The following is a 20,094-nucleotide window of genomic DNA, read 5'->3' as shown; positions in this document are numbered from 1 at the left end:
TTCTACTTTTACACCCTAAATATTAGAACATGAATTTGCATATAGTAGCGCTTTTTAAGTTTAACGAAAACTACCTGATGGACGCTGTGGAACTGTTTCAGAACCTTGTAAAAGAGACCAGAAAAGAAGAAGGATGCCTTCAGTACGATCTTATTGAAGACAAAGATAACAAAGGAACCTTCTTCCTGATCGAGTTGTGGGAAAGTGTTGATCATCATAACAGACACAATGGGCAGGATCATCTTCTGGATTTCCGCAAAGATGCTTCAAAAATCATGGAAAGCTCCGCAGAAGTATATAAAGGGTTTAAGATTTATTGATTTTAAAGATTTAAACATTCAAGCATTTAAAAATTAAAAGATTCAGGGTTACAGAAATTGTAGTCTTTTAATATTTTAATCTTTCAATCTTTGAATTAAAAATACATATAAAAGGCGGTCTCAGAATACTGAAGCCGCCTTTTGATTAGAAAAAATAGAAAGTATTAAAATTTTGAGTTATTTTACGATAAGTTTTTTCGTTTCCGTACTGCCTCCGAAAGTGATTTTTACTAAATAATTTCCTGCAGTAAGATGGGATAAGTTCAGATCCTGCTTGTAAAAGCCCGCCTGGTTGGTCAGTTCAGCAGTGTGTACTTTTTTTCCTGTAAGATCATAAACCTCGATGCTTCCTTTATTATTGGCCTTTTCTTTTACATCAAAAAGTACAGTCACCTTTTTGTCCGCTGTTGTAGGGTTGGGATAGATCCCGAAAGATGCTTTTTTGCTCACTTCCGTTATTCCCAAAGTAGCTGTGATTTTTTTGTATTTAAAATACATATCTCCGGTAGAAGCACCTCCGTTGGTTGTGAAGTACATCCTGTAATAATCATTACCTTTTTTCACGTAATACACCACATTATTGTAAACGTTTCCGATCCCCTTCCATGAATGACCTATTGTGGTAATGTTAGAAGAGAAATTGGTATCGGCAGGTGTGGAGAAAGCAGCTGTTTCCTGTGTTTCAGGCTGTACCTTTGCTACTTTTACACTAGGCCCCTGGATGGCTCCTGTAAGCGGATACATCATCATATTGTTATAGAAAGTGTAATACTTCGTAAACATAAAGTCCCATGCACTTTTAGAGGGCTCCATATTAGGAACTTTTGCACCTGTAGTAAATGAGAAGTAATTGAAATAGGCATCATCCGATCCGTTGGCTAGAGTTCTTGTCTCAGTAGGCCCCCAGGCAGTTCCGTTCCATTTGGAATATTTGAAGGTATATCCACCAAAAGCATCTTCAATGGCAAATTTCACATAAGTATTGGATGTGGTATATTTTAAGACAAAAATAGCCTTTCCTTCAATGTGATGAGTTAAAGAATTGTAAACTCCCCAACCTGTTGATGGAATGTTAGGATTAGGGGATGTAACGGGCCCCTGCTCAAAAGCTCCCTGGCTGATATCAGTCGTTTGGTCAGGGTTGTATAGAGGCTCACCCCAGTTTGCGATATTGTTGATATTAATAGTATCCCAGTCTGCCAGGTTGGTAGAAGCTGTATACACTTCAATATTCAGAGCATCGTTAACTCTTGAACCGAATGCAAAATTGGAATTTCTGTAAAAAGCGACATCCCAGGTATTTGCCGGCTGAGAAACCATATTACCATTTGCAAGATTAAAAAACACACGATTCTGGTAGGAAGGTCCCATCGTCATATTTGCCTGCGTGTATCCTAATGCATCAGTTTGTGCCAAAACAGTCTGTTGAACAGAAAGAGCCAGTACCGAAGCCAATAATAGTTTTGTTTTCATAACTTATTTTTAAATTATTATTTAGAATGATTCTACAAAAGTAGATAATTATTTTTAATCATTCTAAATAAAAACATGATTTATATCTTGTTTTACAGCTATTATTCTGTGGAAATAACGGGTTTGCTACAAAAAAGAGCCGGCCGGAAATACTTCCCGCCGGCTTCAAAGGCATCATACTAGTCTAATAATAATAAAACCTTATTTCTTAATGAACTTGGATTTCACTACGGAGCCTTCTGCAGTTTCTACCAGCATGTAGTAAACACCGGTCTGAAGTCCGCTGATATCGAATCTCTGTCCTTTTAATTGTCCTTCGGCTGTTTTTTGTCCTGCAGCAGAATAAATCTCAATCTTTTTTAGTTCCGTTTTGGTAACAAATTCCAATGCAGTTTGGTCAGTATTAACGGTAAACCTGAAGTTTTCTTTAGATTGGGCAGTATCGCTAACCCCTAGAGTAGTAGAAGAGTTGTACACCACATCATCTATTTGTATAGCAACATGGGCAGCGCTTGGAGTGAATTTAAATACAATATAAGAACCTGTAGTTGAAGGAATATTAATACTTATGTTTTGAACCACTCCAATTGTAGTTACGTTGATAGGATTTCCTACACCTACAAAAGTCGACATATCGCTGGCGCTTGTCGCTAATCCGATCTGGATCGTTCCAGGCCCTGGCGATGGGGATACTAATGTAGTTTTAAATTTTAAAACACGATCTCCTGTAAGATTCTCAATCATAGGCGTAATAAGATATGAAGGAGCTGTCGCATTATTGCCGGCATAAGACTGGATAAACCTCTGTGTATTGTCGTTTTCATGGGCTGCTACAATCATTCTAGGGGATGCCGGAGGAAATGCTCCTGTTATAGGGGCAACCACAGCAGACCATCCATTTTGAGGAAAAGTAGTCGTTCCAATAGTAAAGTTGTTGAAATTTTCATTAAGCGTTGCTACTTGTGCATGCGCTGTAGCAGCCGTAAACATTAATGTTCCTAAAAGTAGTTTTAATTTCATAACGTTATTTTTATTTAGAATTATTCCACAAAAATAAGTATTTATTTTTAACTATTCTAAATAAAGCATTATATTTGCCAAAATTTTTGCTTTATGAAGAAGAAAGTGCTTTCCGTTCTATCATTGTCCATTGCCTTTTGGATGACTGCACAAGAAAAAGATTCTCTTAATAAAAATAAAATAGAGGAAGTTGTCATTACAGGACAGTACACACAGCAGTCTATCAATAAATCAATATATAAAGTTGAAGTTATAGATGCCCAGCAGATAAAAAATATGGCTGCTACCAATGTTGCAGATGTTTTAAATCAAAGTCTTAATATCCAGATTACTCCGGACACCCGTTCGGGAAACTCTACGGCCAATATGATGGGGCTTGATGGCAATTATGTAAAAGTACTGATAGACAATATCCCTGTAGTAGGTGATACAGGATTAGGAAGTAATATTGACCTTACGAAACTTTCACTGAATAATGTAGAGAGAATTGAAGTGGTAAAGGGAAGCATGGGAGTGGAATATGGTAACGGAGCAGTAGCCGGAGTTATCAATATTATCACCAAAAAAAGCAATACAAAAAAGGTAAGTGCAAGAGCTTCTCTGCAGGAAGAAACCGTAAGGGATAATTACGACCTGAAGAAAAAAGGAAACGGAAGGCATATTCAGAACCTTAATGTAGACTATAATATTGATAATAACTGGTTTGCCAATATCAGCTTTAATCATAATCAGTTTATGGGCTATGAAGGGGAGAGCAAAGGTTATAAATATTTTGAAAGAGATAATAAAAGAGGCTTTGAATGGAACCCTAAAGATCAGTACGATGCCTCTGCACTAATACGGTATTCAAAAAATAAAACGTCTTTCTACTACAAACTGTCTTACCTGTACGAAAAATTCAATTTCTACAATCCGGAAGTTAACAGGATTCCCCTGAACGATGGAATGGGCGGTGCACTTTACGAAAGTATAGACCGGGAATATAATACCAAACGATGGGCCCATCAATTTAATATTCAGACCAATATTGGGAATATCCGCTATATGGGAGATTTTTCTTACCAGAACCAGGATAGAAAATACCATGACTATAACTATGATATTCCCAACAGATCTGTCAGGATCAGCAGAGAAGACAGATCTTATTACAAGACAGATGTCATCTATTCAAGAGGAATGTTCAGTAATTTTCTCAATAATAAGACATTCGATTTTCAGCTTGGATACGAATTGGATTATACCAATGGATATGCAGCGCTCATTGCCGGAGATTTTTTTGGTGAAGCGGTAAAAAGAAAGATTTTTACCTATTCCAACTTCCTTTCTGCAGAATGGAATATTTCAGACAGTTTTTCTGTAAGGCCGGGTGCAAGACTATCCGTCAGTGAAAATTTTGACAACCAGTTTAATTACTCACTTTCAGCAAGATATAAAACTTCTGAAAATTCCAATTTAAGGGCTGTGGCAGGTACTGCAAACCGTTTCCCTACCTACGATGAGCTTTATACGTATTTCGTAAATATCAATCACGATGTACAGGGAAACCCTGATCTGAATCCTGAAAAGGGCTTTTCAGCAGGCGCCTTCTGGGACCAGAATTTTTCAGCAAACGACTGGAAAATTGGGTACAGCGTTAATGCATTATATCTGGACGTACGGGACAGAATAGAAATGGTACTCGTAAAAGATCCCTCTACCTACAAGTATATGAATATGGACAAGTACAGAAACATGCTGTTCTCTGCCAATATAGACTTTAAAAAAGACCAGCTGGCCTTATCCTTAAGAGGATCTGTAAGCGGGACTTCAGTATCCCTGAATTCATTAAATCATACATCGCCTACAGATTACCAATATCTTGTTCAGGCAGGAGCATCGGCAAATTATAAATTGAAAAATACCAAAACGGGTTTTGCCCTTTACTATAAATATACCGGTCCGGGAAGAAATTATGTGCTGGAAAGTGAAGGTACAGGCTTCAGACTGGGAAAAACTGATGATTTTCATATGATGGACTTTATTGTAAGCCAGCCATTCTGGAAAGATCATATGGAACTTTCTGTAGGAGTGAAAAATATATTTGATGTAACGACTATTAACACAACTGCTACTGCCGGAACTGCCCATAATGGCGCGACTGACCGTCTTAATCTGTATTACGGAAGAAGCTATTTCGCGAGATTAATCTATCAATTTTAAAAAGCTACCCTTATGAACTATTTAAAAATATTCGCCCTTTTCTCAGCTGTTGCTTTACAGTCCTGTGTTTCTGCTGATGAAGATCCTGTTCCGGCACCGCCAATTACCGGATCTGTAGTAGAAGTAAAGGTAGGAGGCGCTACCGAACCTAATCAGGTCTGGATAGACTTAAGTGATTATGAAAAGCCTTCTATCAATAAAAGAACAGACTGGGATCTTGGTTTCTATACCGGAGATGGATTTCATGTAGTGATCAACAGCTCTCTTGCTATGACAGTGGCAAAAGTACCTAATAAAACGGATATTAAAACAGTAACAGAAGCCGACGTTGCCACCCTTAAAGGAAGCATAATGGTTGGGACATTTGATCCGGCCAATATGCAATACATTGATCATCCTGACGGGAATTTCCTTACCCAGACCTCAGGAATTGAACCTATTAAGGAAAATGATGCAGAAAATCCTGTGTATCTGTTAAACCTTGGAAGAGATATTCCGTCTTCTGATAATATCGGGCCAGGCTCAGTTAGTTTATCCGGTGCGGCCAGAGGCTGGAAAAAAATTCAGATTTTCAGAGCCCTGAACGGATACAAAATACGTTATGCCGATATAGGAAATACAACAACTTACAGTGAATATTTTGTACCGAAGGATACAGATTACAATTTTACTTTTTTCAGTTTTAATACAGGTACAGCTGTGAAAATTCAGCCTAAGAAAAAAAATTGGGACCTTGGCTTTACCACATTTACCAATGAAGTCTTTACAGCACCGGGAGTAAGTGCCGGAAGTTATTTCTTTGCGGACTTTGTGGTAACAAATACCCTTAACGGAGTAGGAGTATACCAGGTAACTGCGGCAGGGAATCTTGATCAGGCTTACAATTCATTTAAATTAGGAGATATGGATCAGTCAAAGTTTATATTTAATGATCAGAGGGCTCTTGGGGATAAATGGAGAACCACTACGGGAACAACAGATAACCCACAGCCTCATGTTTACGCAGACCGCTTTTTTGTCCTGAAAGATGCAGAAGGATTTTACTTTAAGTTAAGATTTAATACCATGAAAAGCGAAGACGGACACCGCGGCACTACCAATTTCGAATTTGACCCTTTATAATAATCAAATAATAGTATATCATGAAAAAATTAATCCTTGCAGCTTCCATTCTGATGGCAGTATATTCATGCAAAAAAGCAGAAGATGCTAAAAAAGAAAATACAACAGAAACCTCTTCTGAAGCTCCGAAAACCAATAACAAAATCGTTACCCTGAGCGGTGGAATTACAGAAATTGTAAGCGCGCTGGGTCACGAGAAAGAAATTGTAGGAACAGATGTTACCAGCACCTATCCCTCAACATTAAAAGCGACAGCCAAAGACCTTGGACACGTAAGATCCATGACAATCGAGCCGATTATGGCGGTAAGTCCAACTTTGATTTTAGCTTCAGAAAAAGATATCAACCCTGAATTGATGGCTAAAATCAAGTCTTCAGGAATCCAGGCTGAGGTTTTCAAACAGGAATACACTGTGGAAGGAACTAAAAAACTGATCGCTGACGTTGCCAAAGCAGTAGGAAATACAGATTATCAGAAATTAAACGATAAAATCGATGCTGATCTGAAACAAATTCAGCCTATTGCTAAAAAGCCAAAAGTATTGTTCATCTACGCAAGAGGAAACATGCTGATGGTTTCAGGTAAAAATGCCCCTATGGCCTCTCTGATCGGCCTTGCTGGTGGAGAAAATGCAGTGAACGATTTTGAAGATTTCAAGCCATTGACACCAGAGGCTGTTGTAAAAGCTAATCCTGATATTTTATTCTTCTTTGAAACAGGACTTCAGGGTGCCGGCGGAAACGAAGGAGCTCTTAAAATGCCGGGCGTAGCACAGACCAACGCAGGTAAAAACAAAAAGATCATTGCAATGGACGGAGGATTGGTTTCAGGTTTCGGACCTAGACTGGGAGAAGCAGCAGTAGCATTAAACAAACTTTTAATTGAGAACACAAAGTAAACTATACTTTTATCTGACTATAGGTGCCGTACTGCTAGCTATTATAGCAGTACTGGCGCTTAATACAGGAGTCTACGATTTTGGAGGAACATCAGCCTTCAAAGTTTTATGGCACTATATAAAAAGTGATCCGGGCTTATCTTTAAGCGATCAATATGTGATTTGGGAGGTAAGAGCATCCAGAATTGTCATGGCCATTTTAGTAGGAAGCATGCTTGCTGTTTCAGGGACAAGTCTGCAGGGGTTGTTTAAAAATCCGTTAGCAACCGGTGAAGCAATAGGTTTAACTTCCGGAGCTACACTACTTGCGGCAATTGCCATTGTTTTAGGAGGGCATTTCAAACAATATCTTCCTGAAGTGGTTCAGTTTTCACTGGTTGGTATTTCAGCTTTTTTAGGTGCTTTATTAGCCATGATGCTGGTGTACAGGATTTCCACAAGCGCCGGAAAAACCAATGTTGTCATGATGTTGTTAAGCGGTGTGGCCATCACATCCATCGGCTTTTCTATTACAGGATTCCTTATTTATATATCAAAAGATGAACAGTTAAGAGATCTTACGTTCTGGAATATGGGAAGTTTAGCCGCTGCCACCTGGACCAAGAATATTGTTTTGGCTGTAGTGATTGTTATTTCTTACTCAATTTTGCTTCCAAAAGGAAAAGCCCTGAATGCGATGATGTTAGGAGAAAGAGATGCCCAGCATTTAGGAATCAACGTTGAAAAACTGAAAAAGCAGATTGTGATTATTACCTCTTTGATGATAGGAACCTGTGTGGCATTTTCAGGAACCATTGGTTTTGTAGGTCTTATCGTACCTTATATTTTAAGACTTTTATTTAAATCAAATTATGTTTTCATTTTACCGTTGTCAGCTGTTTTGGGAAGTGTTTTGCTGTTGATAGCTGATACATTCAGCCGCAGCATTGTGGCACCATCGGAATTGCCTATCGGTATTTTGACCTCCCTGATCGGAGGACCCATTTTTATCGCTATTTTAATTAAATTTAAAAAATCACTCTAATGATAAAAGCGCATCAGATCAATTATCTTCACAAGGATTTCCATATTCTTGAGGGCGTTGATGTCTCTTTAGGGTATGGCGAATTTTTGGCGATTGTAGGTCCCAACGGAGCCGGGAAGTCAAGCCTTCTCAGTGTTTTGGCTAATGAAATAAAACAGGGAAAACAGGAGATTTTATTTAAGGAAAAATCCATTTCAGACTGGGAAGTGAAAGTATTATCTCAGCATAAGTCTAAATTTTCACAGCATAATTCCAATGAGATTCCTCTGGATGTAAAAGACGTGGTCATGATGGGACGTTATCCGTACTTTGATTCACAGCCACGTAAAGAAGATTTTGAGGCGATGAATAAAATGATGTACGAAACAGACGTTTATCACCTGAAAGACAGAGAATACAATACACTCTCCGGAGGAGAAAAGCAGCGTGTCCATCTTTCAAGAGTAATGGCCCAGCTGGAAAATGAGATTGCCCACAAACTGGTATTTCTGGATGAGCCTTTGAATAATTTAGATATAAAACATCAGTACAAAGCTTTAGAGATTATTAAGAATTTCACTAAAAAGGGCAACAGTGCTATTGTTGTATTGCATGATCTGAACCTTGCTGCACAATTTGCAGATAAAATTTTATTAATGAAATCAGGAAAGGTTTCCGCATACGGAACGCCACAGGAAGTATTTACTGCTGAAACGATCAGCCAGGCGTACAATTTTCCGTGCACCATTTGCGGGCACCCTATTACCAATAACCCAATGATCATTTTTGGATAACCATGGAAAAAGATGAATTAAAAATCCTTGCGCAGAATCTCGCCAATCCACAGGGAGAAAAAGGCATAGAGATCGGCGAGATGATGAACGCTACCAATATCAGCATGACATTGGAAAGCATTCAAACGCTTTTAATAGAAGATGATGAACACATTCTTGAAATAGGCCACGGTAATGCCGGACACCTTAAAAATATTTTAAGCAGAGCCCAAAATCTGAAATATACAGGAGTAGATATTTCTGAAACCATGTACAATGAAGCCAGAAAGCTGAACAAAGACTTTGAAAGCCAGGCTGATTTTGTGCTGTATGAAGGAAAAAAACTTCCTTTTGAAGACAAAACTTTTGATAAGATATTTACTGTCAATACCGTGTATTTCTGGGAAGAACCAGTTGAGTTTCTCAATGAGATCCACAGAGTTTTAAAGAAGGACGGAACTTTCGTTCTTACGTTCGGACAGAAAAAATTTATGGAAACGCTGCCGTTTACAGAATATGATTTTACCATGTACAGCAACAGCGAAATGGAGCAGCTTGTTTCCAAAAGCCACTTCAAGAGAATGAAAATATCTGAAAAAGAAGAAGATATACAAAGCAAATCAGGAAACGAAACCATCCATAGAATTTATACAGTTTTAACCATAAAAAAATAAAATAATGAGCACATTAGTTAATGATTTAAAGGAAAAATGGGAAGCTCTGAAAGCAGACAATCCACATATAAGAATAAGAAATGCTGCAACACAGCTGAGTGTAAGTGAAGCAGAACTACTGGCAACAAGCATAGGCGAAGGAGTAACGGTACTTAAACCTGAATTTCCTGCTATCCTTACCGAAGCAGAACAGTTAGGCAAAGTAATGGCGCTTACCCGCAATGACGAATGTGTACACGAAAGAAAAGGAATCTACCAGAACGGTGATTTCAGCAGTCCTCATGCACAGCTTTTCGTAGGAGAGGATATCGATCTCAGAATATTCCTTAACCACTGGAAATCTGCGTTTGCTGTAGTGGAGGGAGACAAAAAAAGCCTTCAGTTCTTCGGAAAAGATGGTCTTGCCCTTCATAAGATTTATCTGATCAAAAACAGTGATGAAGCTGCTTTCGATGCCATTGTAGAAAAATTCAGAGCAGAAGACCAGAACCAGGTGTTCACTATTGAAGCAGTAGCTCCAAAAGCTCCTGAAAAGGCTGATTCCGAGATTGATGCTGAAGGATTCAAAAAAGCGTGGACGGAATTAAAAGATACCCACGATTTCTTTATGATGACAAGAAAATTCGGGGTAAGCAGAACCCAGGCACTGAGACTGGCTCCGGAAGGATTTGCTAAAAAGATAGATAATTCTAAAGTGGTGAATGTTCTGGAAGACGCTTCAGAAAAGAATATTCCGATCATGGTATTCGTTGGAAACAGGGGAATCATCCAGATTCATACAGGAAACGTGAAGAAAACACTTTGGCACCAGCAATGGTTCAATGTCATGGACCCGGATTTCAACTTACATTTGGATGTTACGAAAATTGCAGAGGCATGGATCGTTAAAAAACCTACTGAAGACGGGGAAGTAACGGCTATTGAAGTGTTCAACAAAGAAGGGGATTTCATCGTTCAGTTCTTTGGGAAAAGAAAACCTGGAATTCCTGAATTGCAGGAATGGAAAGATCTTGTGGCAGAATTAGTGAAATAAATAGTTAGATGATTTTTAATGGACCGTTTTGTTTTAAATTCAAGGCGGTCCTTTTTATGAGAGGATAGAGCGGAAAATTTGTGATATTTGTGAAAGAAACATTTGTACAATTCGTGATTAAATAAAATAAAAATGAAAAATATTTTCATCGCCGTTTTGCTGGCAGTTTTTTGTTCGTTAAGCGGACAGGATTTCAAAGCCTACCAGTTTTATGACAAGAAAGGAAAGGAAGTAAAAACAGATAAACTGATCAAAGAACTGGCTGAATATGATGTTGTTTTCTTTGGGGAGAATCATAACAGCTCTGTCAATCACTGGCTTCAGCTGAAAGTGACGGAAGGTTTATTTCAAAAGAAAAACGGACAGATTATTTTAGGGGCAGAAATGTTCGAAAGAGATAATCAATCGCAGCTGAACAAGTATCTGAATGGGAGTTTTGATGCTAAAACATTAAAAGACTCTGCCAGATTGTGGAATAATTATGCAACAGATTACAAACCGCTGGTTGATTTTGCCAAAACTAAAAAACTGAATTTTATCGCGACCAATATTCCAAGGAGATATGCGTCTCAAACGGCAAAAGAAGGATTGGAATCTCTGAATAAATTAAGTGATAAAGAGAAAGTATACATTGCACAGCTCCCGATCAAAGTAACTTTGGATACGCCGGGGTATCAGGAAATGAAGGCAATGATGGGTGATCATGCCGAAGGAACCAAAGTGATGAACTTTATTTCTGCCCAAGCTACAAAAGATGCCACCATGGCTGAATCTATCCTGAAGAGCATGCAGGCCGGGAAAACGTTTATCCATTACAACGGAAACTATCACAGTAAGGAATTCGGTGGAATCTATTGGTATATCAAACAGAAAAATCCGACCCTTAAAATGGCGGTGATCTCAGTTTTTGAATCTGAAGATCCGGAGCTGAAAGTACCTGCGAAAGAATATATTCCGACAGATTTCAACCTGATCATTCCGGCTGATATGACGAAAACATTTTAAAATTCTTAGGTTCTTTTTGATGACCAGATTTTTTATAACAAAATAGAGGCTTCGACTCCGCTCAGCCTGACAGTCGATACTATTGTGACTAGTAATAGCGTTATCAGGCTGAGCGGAGTCGAAGCCTTTAGCTTATAATCTATATGTAATAAACCCCTTTAAAATTCAATAGAAACGGGCTTTAGCCCGTTTAATTTTATGAAAATAGCCAAACAGGGCTTCAGCCCAATTATATGAAACACATTAGCTATCTTTGTATAACAAATAATAAAAATGAAAAAAATATCTTTTCTGTTTATCTTTTTTATCGGCTTCATGAATGCTCAAAAATTGACTTCAAACGAAACCTCAATTATTAATCAGGGAGATATTACTACAGCATTACCGATTTATCAGACTACAGATTCTCATCAGCATAAAACCTTATTAAGTCTTTCAACAGAAATTGATCCGGTTGATTCCAATACCGCAACTTTGGTCAAGAGAATGAAAGAATCTCTTTTATCAACAGACGGTGGAGTGGGAATTGCGGCGCCACAGGTCGGGATCAACAGAAAAGTGATCTGGGTACAGCGTTTTGATAAAGAAGGAAATCCTCTGGAATACTTTATCAATCCTGTGATTGTGTGGAGATCAGAATTACAGAATCTCGGCCCGGAAGGAGATTTATCCATTCCTGAATTCAGAGACCAGTTTTACAGAAGCAAAGTGATCCAGTTAGAGTATGTTGATCTGAAAGGACAGAAATATTCCGAGATTGTAGAGGGGTTCACGGCTGTGATTTTCCAGCATGAAATCGACCATCTTTTCGGAATCCTGATTTCTGATAAAAAAGAAAAGGAGAAAAATGATTCTTATAAAAAGGTGGATGCGTTTAAAAGGAGTGACTCAACAACGAGATAATTTGTCATTTGCAATATCTTATCCTATATAATAAGCCACAAATTCTCTCAATAACGAATATATGTCTCTCAATTCAAAATATTGAGGACTTACACTGCTTACATTTTCAAAATGTTGCTTTCTGAATAACATTTTAGTTCTTGTCAAATGAAAATATTGAGAAACGACAATTAAACTTTGAAAATGTAAACTGTCTTTTAATTTAAGGGTGTTGTTCACGGTTGCGAGTGTGTTGTTGCCAAAATTGTCGACAATTATAACGCTGTCAGGTACTTTGTTTTTAATTAAATACTCTTTCATTTTGTCACCTTCGTAAAATCCTTCTTTTCCAAGTCCGCCACTGACTAATATTTTTTTCACTCGTCCATAACGATAAAGATTAAGTCCACATTCCATGCGTTTTTCAAGTCTTTCTGAAAGTGTTCCGTCTTCATTGACTGTATTGCCTAAAACCACAGCAATATCTGCGTGCATATTTTTGTCTGTCAAACCGTCAACAATTATATAAATCAAATGTCCACATAACCATAAAAGCAGAATGGTAATAAATATTTTGAATGTTCGTTTAAGGGTTTTCATAAATGACTATTCATTTTTACAATACAGTTTTAATAGAATTGTTACTTTTTATTTCTCGTATACTTACATTTGGGAAAATTATTACAGCCCAGAAAAGTTCCATATTGACCATTTCTTTCAATAAGATTTCCACCACAATTCGGGCATAAGGTATTTTTATTCATACCAGAATTAACCTGGAGTTTTTTATCTTTATTTCGGCTGTTTGTTTTTGCCGTTAGAATTATTGCAACAATTTCATTCTTAGTGTGTTCGTTAATATAATACGAATCATATTTTTTTATTGTTCTGACTAACCTGTTTATATAAACAACATCGGTATATGTTTTGGTTTTAAGCGTTGCTCTTTTTGTAAAGGTAATTATTGAATAATATCTCAGATATTTATAATTTTTCAATACATGTTTTAAAGCATAAATATGCCCTTGGTTTTGTAAAATAGGGTTGTAAAACTTACGTCTGTATTTATAAATAGCCTGAGTCCAGAATTTATCTTTTTCATAGCCTAAAATCCAGCCTTTGTAGTTCTTGGTTTCAATAACAAATATCCCGTAATCTGAAACAATGATGTGATCTATTTGTGAAGTGGAGCCTTTAATATTTAATTCAATATTATTCAGAACAATGTATTTTTCATTGTTGAGCCTTTTTAAAGCTTTTGAGGCTTTATTCTCACCAATTAATCCCTTTATTTTTGGAGTGTAGTATTTAATTAATAAAATACACAGAGCTAATAGAAAAATAATTAAAAAATTACTATCCATACTATTTGTATATTATTTCTGTTAATGCTTCTACGCTTATTGGGTTGGTTGTCATTGGTAAATAAAAAAATCTGTCTCCAAAGAAACAGATTTTTTTATAAAAAAGAAACTAATCTTAGTGATTCGTCACCGAAAGCTTCACCTCCATATTACCTCTCGTCGCATTAGAATATGGGCAAATCTGGTGCGCTTTTTCAGTTAATTCCTGTGCTTCTTCAATAGAAACTCCCGGAATATTTACATCCAGTTCTGCTGCCAAACCGAAACCTCCGTTTTCCAGCTGTCCTATACTAATCTGTGCTGTAACTGTTGTTTCACCGGTTTTTACCTTTGAAAGGCTGATCACCCTGTTAAGAGCGCTGTCAAAACAGGCTGAATATCCGGCTGCAAAAAGCATTTCAGGATTAGCGAAGTCATCATTGCCGCCACCTAAAGCTTTAGGCATTCTTACCTCAAGGTCCAAAACTCCGTTTTCACTTTTTACATGACCGTTTCTTCCGCCTTGAGCTGTTACTTTGGTTGTATATAATGTTTTCATTTATTTTCTATTTTGTTTAATATTTTTAAGATGGTTTCTTTGAGATGGAGCAGATCTTCTGTTTCTACCCCGATTTTAGTCTGTATTTTTCCGGGAATTTCACAGGCTTTCTGTTGCAGCTGTTTTCCGGCTTCGGTTAAAAATACTTCAACTACTCTTTCATCTTCTTTTTTTCTCTTTCTGGAAATGATTCCTTTACTCTCAAGCCTTTTCAGAAGAGGCGTTAAAGTTCCGCTGTCCAGAAACAGTTTCTCTCCGATATGGTTCACTGCAAGACCGTCATTCTCCCATAATACCATCATCACCAGATATTGAGGATACGTAATATCGATCTCGTCAAGGAATGGACGGTAAAGTCCTGTGATCTCCTTGGCAATAACATAAAGCGGAAAGCAGATCTGGTTTTCTAATTGTAGTGATTTTGAATTTTCCATAAAGCTGAACTTGAGAGTGGTAATAAATATATTACTTTTTGATGATGAATTCCTCCATAGGAACTCTTACTTTTTTCATTGTGGATAGCCAGTCCTTTTCTTCATCCCTGTAACCAAGGTATAAAAGGCTGACACTTTTTAATCCTAGTTCTTTTAATCCAAGAATTTCATCCACTATTTCATTACTGAATCCTTCTGCAGGGGTACTATCGATCTTTAATTCTGCAGCCTGAGCCATAGCTAAGCCAAGTGCAATATAAGTCTGGCGTGCAGTATGGGCAAAATGTTCTGCGGAAGTCTGAGCTCCGTACATTTCTTTAATCTTATCGGTATAGCTTCCGAAACGACCTCTTGGCAAATCTCTTACATCGGTGTGATAATCGTAAACCTTATCGATTTTTTCGTTAGAATAACTGTCCCAGGCAGCAAATACTAAAACATGGGAACTGTCTCTCATTACTTCAGGGTTTAGGGCACCCTGTACCATCTTTTCTTTTAATTCCTGATTTTCTACAACGATAACGCGGAATGGCTGCAGCCCTGATGAAGTGGGAGCCAGTCTTGCCGCTTCTAAAATAGTGTTAAGATCTTTTTCTGTTACTTTTTTTGAAGGATCATATGCTTTTACGGCATGTCTCCATTGTAAGTCTTCTATTAATGACATTTCTATTATTTTAAATTTATACTTTTTGTGTTTTCATCACTTTTAAAGGTGGTGATTAAATTCTGATACAAATGTAGGATTAATTAAATTGTGCACAATTTAATTTTGATAGATTTAATTGATGCCAATTTTAGAAAAAACAAATTGATACAGTAAAATCAAGCCTGGTTTCTCTGTTTCAACAAGAATCGGATTTTTTATGAAACTCTTTATTTGAAACTTTGCAGGAGAATTTATAATAAAAAAACAATGCAGAGATTTAAAAACAAAACAGCCCTGATCACAGGAGGAACCAATGGAATGGGATTTGCAACAGCACAGCAGTTCATTGGTGAAGGAGGACGTGTCATTATCACAGGCCGAAGCGAAGAAACGGTTAGCAAAGCATTAACCAAACTGGGCGATCAAGCATCCGGGATTGTTTCTGATGCAGGAAATATGAAAGACCTTATGAATCTGCAACAGGAGATAAGAAAATATGCAGAAACTATCGATATGCTTTTCGTTAATGCAGGTTATGGAAAGTTTTTTCCCATTGAGCATGTGGATGAAGGTCATTTTAATGAGCTTTTCAACATACTCGTAAAAGGTTCTTTCTTTACGGTACAGCAACTATTGCCTTTAATGGACAAAGGAAGCTCAGTCATTTTCAATACTTCTGTGGCCACTGAGATTGCAATGCCTAATTTTTCAATTTATTCTGCTGCTAAATCAGCGGTGCAGTCTTTTATTAAAACCTTCGCTGTAGAGCTTACGGAAAGAGGAATACGGGTCAACGGGGTCAGCCCGGGACATATCAAAACCAATATTTTTAATAATACAGGTTTGAATGCAGAACAGATTGAAAGTGCCGTTCACGATATTATTCCCACTATTCCTTTTAAAAGACAGGGAGAGCCGGAAGAGATTGCGAATACGGTTCTGTTCCTGGCTTCAGAAGAGGCTTCTTACATTCATGGAACAGAAATTAAGGTAGATGCTGGAATTTCAGTGATACGATAAATGGAAATCCCCATCATCAGTGATGGGGATTTGAAGGAAATCATTTAATGTTGTTCAGTCAATTTTTAAGTACATTATTTTTGCAGAAAGGAAATCTATTATGGAATTTCATTGATTTGTTTTATAATATTCGTATTATTTTCAATACCTATATTATAAGCTTTTCCTCTTTTATGGCTTTGGTTTGTTTTTTCAAGAAGCGCTTTATAATTGGCTCCTTTTTTAGACAAGTAAAAAATCTGTGGGCTTATTCCGATGGATATACGGGTGAACTCTTCCGGTTTTTCAGGGTCTTCAGTTACATTGGTGATCACTGAATTATTATACCAGGTCAGGTTCTGTGAACTTGAGCTGCCGGAACAGGATGTGATCATAAATAATATTATTAGTATATAAGTCCAGATTTTCATAAAAAAATATTTGGCAAACAGCTTCTGCCACTAAGTTATGATAAAAAATGGCAGAAGCGTTTATGTTAATTAGAATCCACAGCTTGCAACACTTGGAGCCGGTGATGGTGAGCATCCGGAATATGGTGAGAATATCGTCAGGACGCAATTCGTGTTCACTAAATTATTGTCATACAGATAAGAATTGGTAGGACTTCTGTAATACACATTTCCTGCTGTATTCGCGTAAGAAGAAACCGATGCAGATCCACAGCTGGTGTTGATACATGCATTTCTCCATGCCGTATCCGTAACAGGTCCGCTAGGGAAAAGGGAAGGATCTATGATTCTTTTTTCTGTAACACCCGATGCATTTTTATAGCTTACAAGGATCGCAACATGATAGCTCCATGCTACACAACAAGTACCTGTAGAGGCTTTTAAGTTTCCGTATACAAACTGCTTCTCACAGTCGTAGCCGTTATTGATCAGGATCTGTCTCATTTTGTGAGCTCTGGCATAGCATCCGTCTACCGGGTATCTGAATGTAATGCATGGTGAAGAGGCTGTAGAAGTACCACAAGCCTGGTTTTTGATCAGGGCAAACATGCTGTTTAATGTTGCTACATTGGGAAGAACACTTGTTAATTTGTTCGTTTCATTTTTAACCTCTTTGGTATAAGCAGATTTGAAAAAGCGGATATCCTCCTCACTTCCTTTTTCTACTTTCGCAATTTCATGCGTGTTAGGCTTGATAAAAACCTGGATTGGAGATTCGTTTTTTACCGCTTCCCTGATCAGGCTGATGTACTTTTCATTTTCTTTCGTAGGCGTTATCGTATAGAATTGGGCCGTAACAATGAATGATACTTTCAGGGTACCGTTCTCGTCGTCTATCCCTACCGGAACTGTTTTTCCCAGATCCGTCAGGTTTTTGTTGCTGGTTTCATTCTGACTCATCTGCTGTTCTGCGCTGGAGTCTGTACAGGAATTCAGTGACAGGGCTGTCACAAATACCATCATTGATAACAAAAAATTTCTCATAATTCTCATAGTTTGGTGGTTAGTAATATATTGCTCTAAGTTTTTGGTGTGTCATCTTTTGAGCTGAATCTATTATAAAATAGTTCACTTTATTGTGATATTAAAAGTAAATAAAAATAAAATACCGGCAAACTATTTTTCAATAAAATGTTAATTATTTTAACATAAGTTTGAATTATATCTGTGTTTAAGGGTGTTTGAGTGGATTTTCATTATCAATATGTAAGAACAATTCCGATAGTCATAAAAATTGAAAATCCCGCACAGTAGAATGAGCGGGATGATTTATTTTAAAAATTAATTATTTATTTTTGATCAGGCTGCTTTCCAGAACAATATCTCTGATCAGTGCTTCCTGATAATAATATAAATTACTGTCTTCACTCATTTGATTTTCCATAACAATAATGCTTACATCGGAGCCGGGAACATAGACATTCAGAGATGCGAAACCATCACCAAGACCTGTATGTCCCAAATAAGGAATGCCATTATATTTCACAATACGCATATTATAACCGTAACCGGATTTCTCTTTTCCAAATACATCGTGTTGTGACAATGTGGAAGGTGTAGTCATGAGCTTATAACTTTTAGAGCTCAGAATTTTCCCCTTATGAAGAAGTGAATTCCAGGCTGCCATATCTTCTGCTGTGGTAATCACACCGTCAGCAGGCATGTTTTCATTGGTAATAAATGAATTTTCAACAGGAGTAAAATTATTATCCTTATTCATATGTCCCGAAACAAGATTTCTGCGGTTATCTTTAGAATAGCAGAATGTATTTTTCAGATGAAGTTCTTTGAACAGATCAGTAGCCTGCCGGATATAGGATTTACCGGAAGTCTTTTCAACGATCTTTCCTAAAAGAATATTAGACAGATTTCCATATTTGAATTCTGTACCGGGCTTAAACAGTAAAGGTTTTTCTAAATCAACAATTCCATGGGTATGATTTAAGAGCTGATGAACAGTAACCGAATCCGCCCATGGCTGTGTCAGGGAAGGAAGATATTTTTTAATCGGAGCCTGCAGATCTACTTTTCCTTTTTCAAATTGTTTTAATACTAATACAGAAGTGATCTGTTTGGTATTGGACATGATCTCAAACTGGTCATCTATTTTCAAAGGAACTTTCGTCCGGCTGTCCTCGAAACCATAGGCTTTTGAGTATTTTATTTTTCCGTTTTGCGTGATCAGAAGGACCCCGTTAAATGGCCTGGGAGAAGTTGGAGATTGTATTAAACTGTCAATGCGTCTGGCATAGTCATCTTTGCTTTGGGCATACGATACGGATGCAGAAAAAAGAAATGCTGTAACGCAGAAGATTCTGATAACTGGTTTCATTGGACTTAAAAGTTTGGGCTTGGTTTGATATTATAAGAAACCAAAAATAAGTTTTAAAATAATACAGGATCAGAAAACTTTGAAATAAAAAACGTTAGAATTTAGAATAATGATTCATCTGTAAATAAAAAAACCGACTGTAGAATTACGGCCGGTTTTATTTCTGGTAAAATTTTTATTATTTATGGACAAGTTCAGCTCCGAAAACTTCTGCAAAGTGCTTTCTGATCTTTCCTTTCAGGTCTTCCATTTCTTCAGGTGAAAGTTCTCTTTCAAGCTCTCTTTTTACAGAAGTCACCTGCTTGTCTTTAATACCACACGGAATAATATATTCAAAATACCGCATATCCGTATTCACATTCAATGCGAAACCATGAAGGGTAACCCATCGCGAGGCTTTTACACCCATCGCGCAGATCTTTCTGGCATAAGGCTTTCCCACATCCAGCCATACACCGGTTTCTCCCGGGGAACGCTCACCTTTAATACCGAATTCACCAATGGCCCGGATGATCACCTCTTCGAGATTTCTCATATACAAATGAATATCTGTAAAAAAGTTTTCAAGATCCAAAATCGGGTAACCAACGATCTGTCCGTATCCATGATAAGTAATATCTCCGCCACGGTTCACTTTCACGAAAGTAGCATCTATTTCCTTCAGTTTGTCGATACCCGCAAGCATATTTTCTTCATGACCGCTTTTTCCTAATGTATAAACATGAGGATGCTCTACCAATAACAGGTGATTTGGAGTCGTGATGTGTTGTCCTGCAGGCAAATCACGGTTTTTTATCTTGGTATCAATGATGTTTTTCATCAGGCTTTCCTGATAATCCCAGGCAGGCTGATATTCTTTTATACCAAGATCTTCAAATTCTACCGATTTATTTTGATGTGTATTCATA

At 37.4% G+C, this 20,094-nt stretch carries 22 protein-coding genes; 11 read left to right on the top strand and 11 right to left on the bottom strand.

The features are described 5' to 3' along the window. The first annotated feature begins 29 nt into the window (after positions 1-29). The gene (locus tag ACTJIV_RS09100) at positions 30-320 is read left to right on the top strand and encodes a putative quinol monooxygenase (RefSeq protein ID WP_111957874.1); all 291 of its coding nucleotides are present in this window, start codon (positions 30-32) and stop codon (positions 318-320) included. A 177-nt stretch (positions 321-497) separates the two neighbouring features. Here ACTJIV_RS09100 and ACTJIV_RS09095 read toward each other — a convergent pair whose 3' ends face one another. Next, positions 498-1,793, bottom strand: a complete 1,296-nt coding sequence (locus ACTJIV_RS09095; RefSeq protein ID WP_440626970.1) for a T9SS type A sorting domain-containing protein — start codon at positions 1,791-1,793, stop codon at positions 498-500. 201 nt (positions 1,794-1,994) lie between these two features. Continuing rightward, positions 1,995-2,813, bottom strand: coding sequence for a T9SS type A sorting domain-containing protein (locus ACTJIV_RS09090; protein WP_440626968.1), 819 nt, complete (start codon positions 2,811-2,813; stop codon positions 1,995-1,997). 93 nt (positions 2,814-2,906) lie between these two features. Here ACTJIV_RS09090 and ACTJIV_RS09085 point away from each other — a divergent pair, with 93 nt between their 5' ends. The 9 genes from ACTJIV_RS09085 to def all read left to right on the top strand — a co-directional run bounded on the left by ACTJIV_RS09085 (position 2,907) and on the right by def (position 12,424). Then, complete coding sequence (locus ACTJIV_RS09085) at positions 2,907-5,012, top strand: TonB-dependent receptor plug domain-containing protein (protein WP_440626966.1); 2,106 nt, start codon at positions 2,907-2,909, stop codon at positions 5,010-5,012. A gap of 12 nt (positions 5,013-5,024) precedes the next feature. After that, positions 5,025-6,134 (top strand): HmuY family protein, encoded by a 1,110-nt coding sequence (locus ACTJIV_RS09080; protein WP_440626964.1) that lies wholly within the window; start codon positions 5,025-5,027, stop codon positions 6,132-6,134. Between the two features lie 20 nt (positions 6,135-6,154). Further along, on the top strand, positions 6,155-7,033 hold the full coding sequence (locus tag ACTJIV_RS09075) for a heme/hemin ABC transporter substrate-binding protein (RefSeq protein ID WP_440626962.1): 879 nt from the start codon (positions 6,155-6,157) through the stop codon (positions 7,031-7,033). Continuing rightward, on the top strand, positions 7,017-8,057 hold the full coding sequence (locus tag ACTJIV_RS09070; RefSeq protein ID WP_440626960.1) for a FecCD family ABC transporter permease: 1,041 nt from the start codon (positions 7,017-7,019) through the stop codon (positions 8,055-8,057). Before ACTJIV_RS09075 ends, ACTJIV_RS09070 begins: the two co-directional genes overlap by 17 nt. Continuing rightward, positions 8,057-8,830, top strand: coding sequence for a heme ABC transporter ATP-binding protein (locus ACTJIV_RS09065; protein WP_440626958.1), 774 nt, complete (start codon positions 8,057-8,059; stop codon positions 8,828-8,830). The genes ACTJIV_RS09070 and ACTJIV_RS09065 overlap by 1 nt, the downstream gene beginning before the upstream one ends. A 2-nt stretch (positions 8,831-8,832) precedes the next feature. Further along, positions 8,833-9,483, top strand: a complete 651-nt coding sequence (locus ACTJIV_RS09060; protein WP_440626956.1) for a class I SAM-dependent methyltransferase — start codon at positions 8,833-8,835, stop codon at positions 9,481-9,483. Positions 9,484-9,487: 4 nt separating this feature from the next. Then, entirely contained in the window at positions 9,488-10,516 is a 1,029-nt protein-coding gene (locus ACTJIV_RS09055; protein WP_440626954.1) for a hemin-degrading factor, read from the top strand. A 132-nt stretch (positions 10,517-10,648) separates the two neighbouring features. Further along, complete coding sequence (locus ACTJIV_RS09050) at positions 10,649-11,521, top strand: ChaN family lipoprotein (protein WP_440626952.1); 873 nt, start codon at positions 10,649-10,651, stop codon at positions 11,519-11,521. A gap of 273 nt (positions 11,522-11,794) precedes the next feature. After that, complete coding sequence (def, locus tag ACTJIV_RS09045) at positions 11,795-12,424, top strand: peptide deformylase (RefSeq protein ID WP_111957852.1); 630 nt, start codon at positions 11,795-11,797, stop codon at positions 12,422-12,424. 18 nt (positions 12,425-12,442) lie between these two features. On the opposite strand, the gene ACTJIV_RS09040 is transcribed toward def, so the two are convergent. The 5 genes from ACTJIV_RS09040 to ACTJIV_RS09020 all read right to left on the bottom strand — a co-directional run bounded on the left by ACTJIV_RS09040 (position 12,443) and on the right by ACTJIV_RS09020 (position 15,403). Beyond that, positions 12,443-13,003: a YdcF family protein gene (locus ACTJIV_RS09040; RefSeq protein ID WP_336379872.1), complete on the bottom strand. Its 561-nt coding sequence runs from the start codon at positions 13,001-13,003 to the stop codon at positions 12,443-12,445. Between the two features lie 41 nt (positions 13,004-13,044). Further along, positions 13,045-13,767 (bottom strand): NERD domain-containing protein, encoded by a 723-nt coding sequence (locus ACTJIV_RS09035; RefSeq protein WP_440626950.1) that lies wholly within the window; start codon positions 13,765-13,767, stop codon positions 13,045-13,047. 115 nt (positions 13,768-13,882) lie between these two features. Further along, the gene (locus ACTJIV_RS09030; protein WP_223558734.1) at positions 13,883-14,305 is read right to left on the bottom strand and encodes an organic hydroperoxide resistance protein; all 423 of its coding nucleotides are present in this window, start codon (positions 14,303-14,305) and stop codon (positions 13,883-13,885) included. After that, positions 14,302-14,739, bottom strand: a complete 438-nt coding sequence (locus ACTJIV_RS09025; RefSeq protein WP_336379874.1) for a MarR family winged helix-turn-helix transcriptional regulator — start codon at positions 14,737-14,739, stop codon at positions 14,302-14,304. Before ACTJIV_RS09025 ends, ACTJIV_RS09030 begins: the two co-directional genes overlap by 4 nt. A gap of 31 nt (positions 14,740-14,770) precedes the next feature. Beyond that, complete coding sequence (locus ACTJIV_RS09020) at positions 14,771-15,403, bottom strand: NAD(P)H-dependent oxidoreductase (protein ID WP_111957842.1); 633 nt, start codon at positions 15,401-15,403, stop codon at positions 14,771-14,773. Positions 15,404-15,652: 249 nt separating this feature from the next. On the opposite strand from ACTJIV_RS09020, the gene ACTJIV_RS09015 reads away from it, so the two are divergent. Beyond that, a complete protein-coding gene (locus ACTJIV_RS09015) occupies positions 15,653-16,405 on the top strand; it encodes an SDR family oxidoreductase (protein WP_440626947.1) in 753 nt (250 codons plus the stop codon). A gap of 98 nt (positions 16,406-16,503) precedes the next feature. Here the strand turns inward: ACTJIV_RS09015 and ACTJIV_RS09010 are convergent, their stop codons facing one another. The 4 genes from ACTJIV_RS09010 to lipB form a co-directional block, all read right to left on the bottom strand. After that, the gene (locus ACTJIV_RS09010; RefSeq protein WP_111957838.1) at positions 16,504-16,779 is read right to left on the bottom strand and encodes a hypothetical protein; all 276 of its coding nucleotides are present in this window, start codon (positions 16,777-16,779) and stop codon (positions 16,504-16,506) included. Between the two features lie 105 nt (positions 16,780-16,884). Continuing rightward, a complete protein-coding gene (locus tag ACTJIV_RS09005; protein WP_440626945.1) occupies positions 16,885-17,838 on the bottom strand; it encodes a protein-glutamine glutaminase in 954 nt (317 codons plus the stop codon). Between the two features lie 301 nt (positions 17,839-18,139). Further along, the gene (locus ACTJIV_RS09000) at positions 18,140-19,186 is read right to left on the bottom strand and encodes a serine hydrolase domain-containing protein (RefSeq protein ID WP_440626943.1); all 1,047 of its coding nucleotides are present in this window, start codon (positions 19,184-19,186) and stop codon (positions 18,140-18,142) included. Between the two features lie 178 nt (positions 19,187-19,364). Further along, complete coding sequence (gene lipB / locus ACTJIV_RS08995; protein ID WP_440626941.1) at positions 19,365-20,093, bottom strand: lipoyl(octanoyl) transferase LipB; 729 nt, start codon at positions 20,091-20,093, stop codon at positions 19,365-19,367. Position 20,094: the final 1 nt, after the last annotated feature.

Origin of the sequence: Chryseobacterium sp. 22532 (genome assembly GCF_052044665.1) — a bacterium.
Classification (GTDB): Bacteria; Bacteroidota; Bacteroidia; order Flavobacteriales; family Weeksellaceae; genus Chryseobacterium; species Chryseobacterium lathyri.
This window is presented reverse-complemented; position numbering and strand designations above follow the sequence as displayed.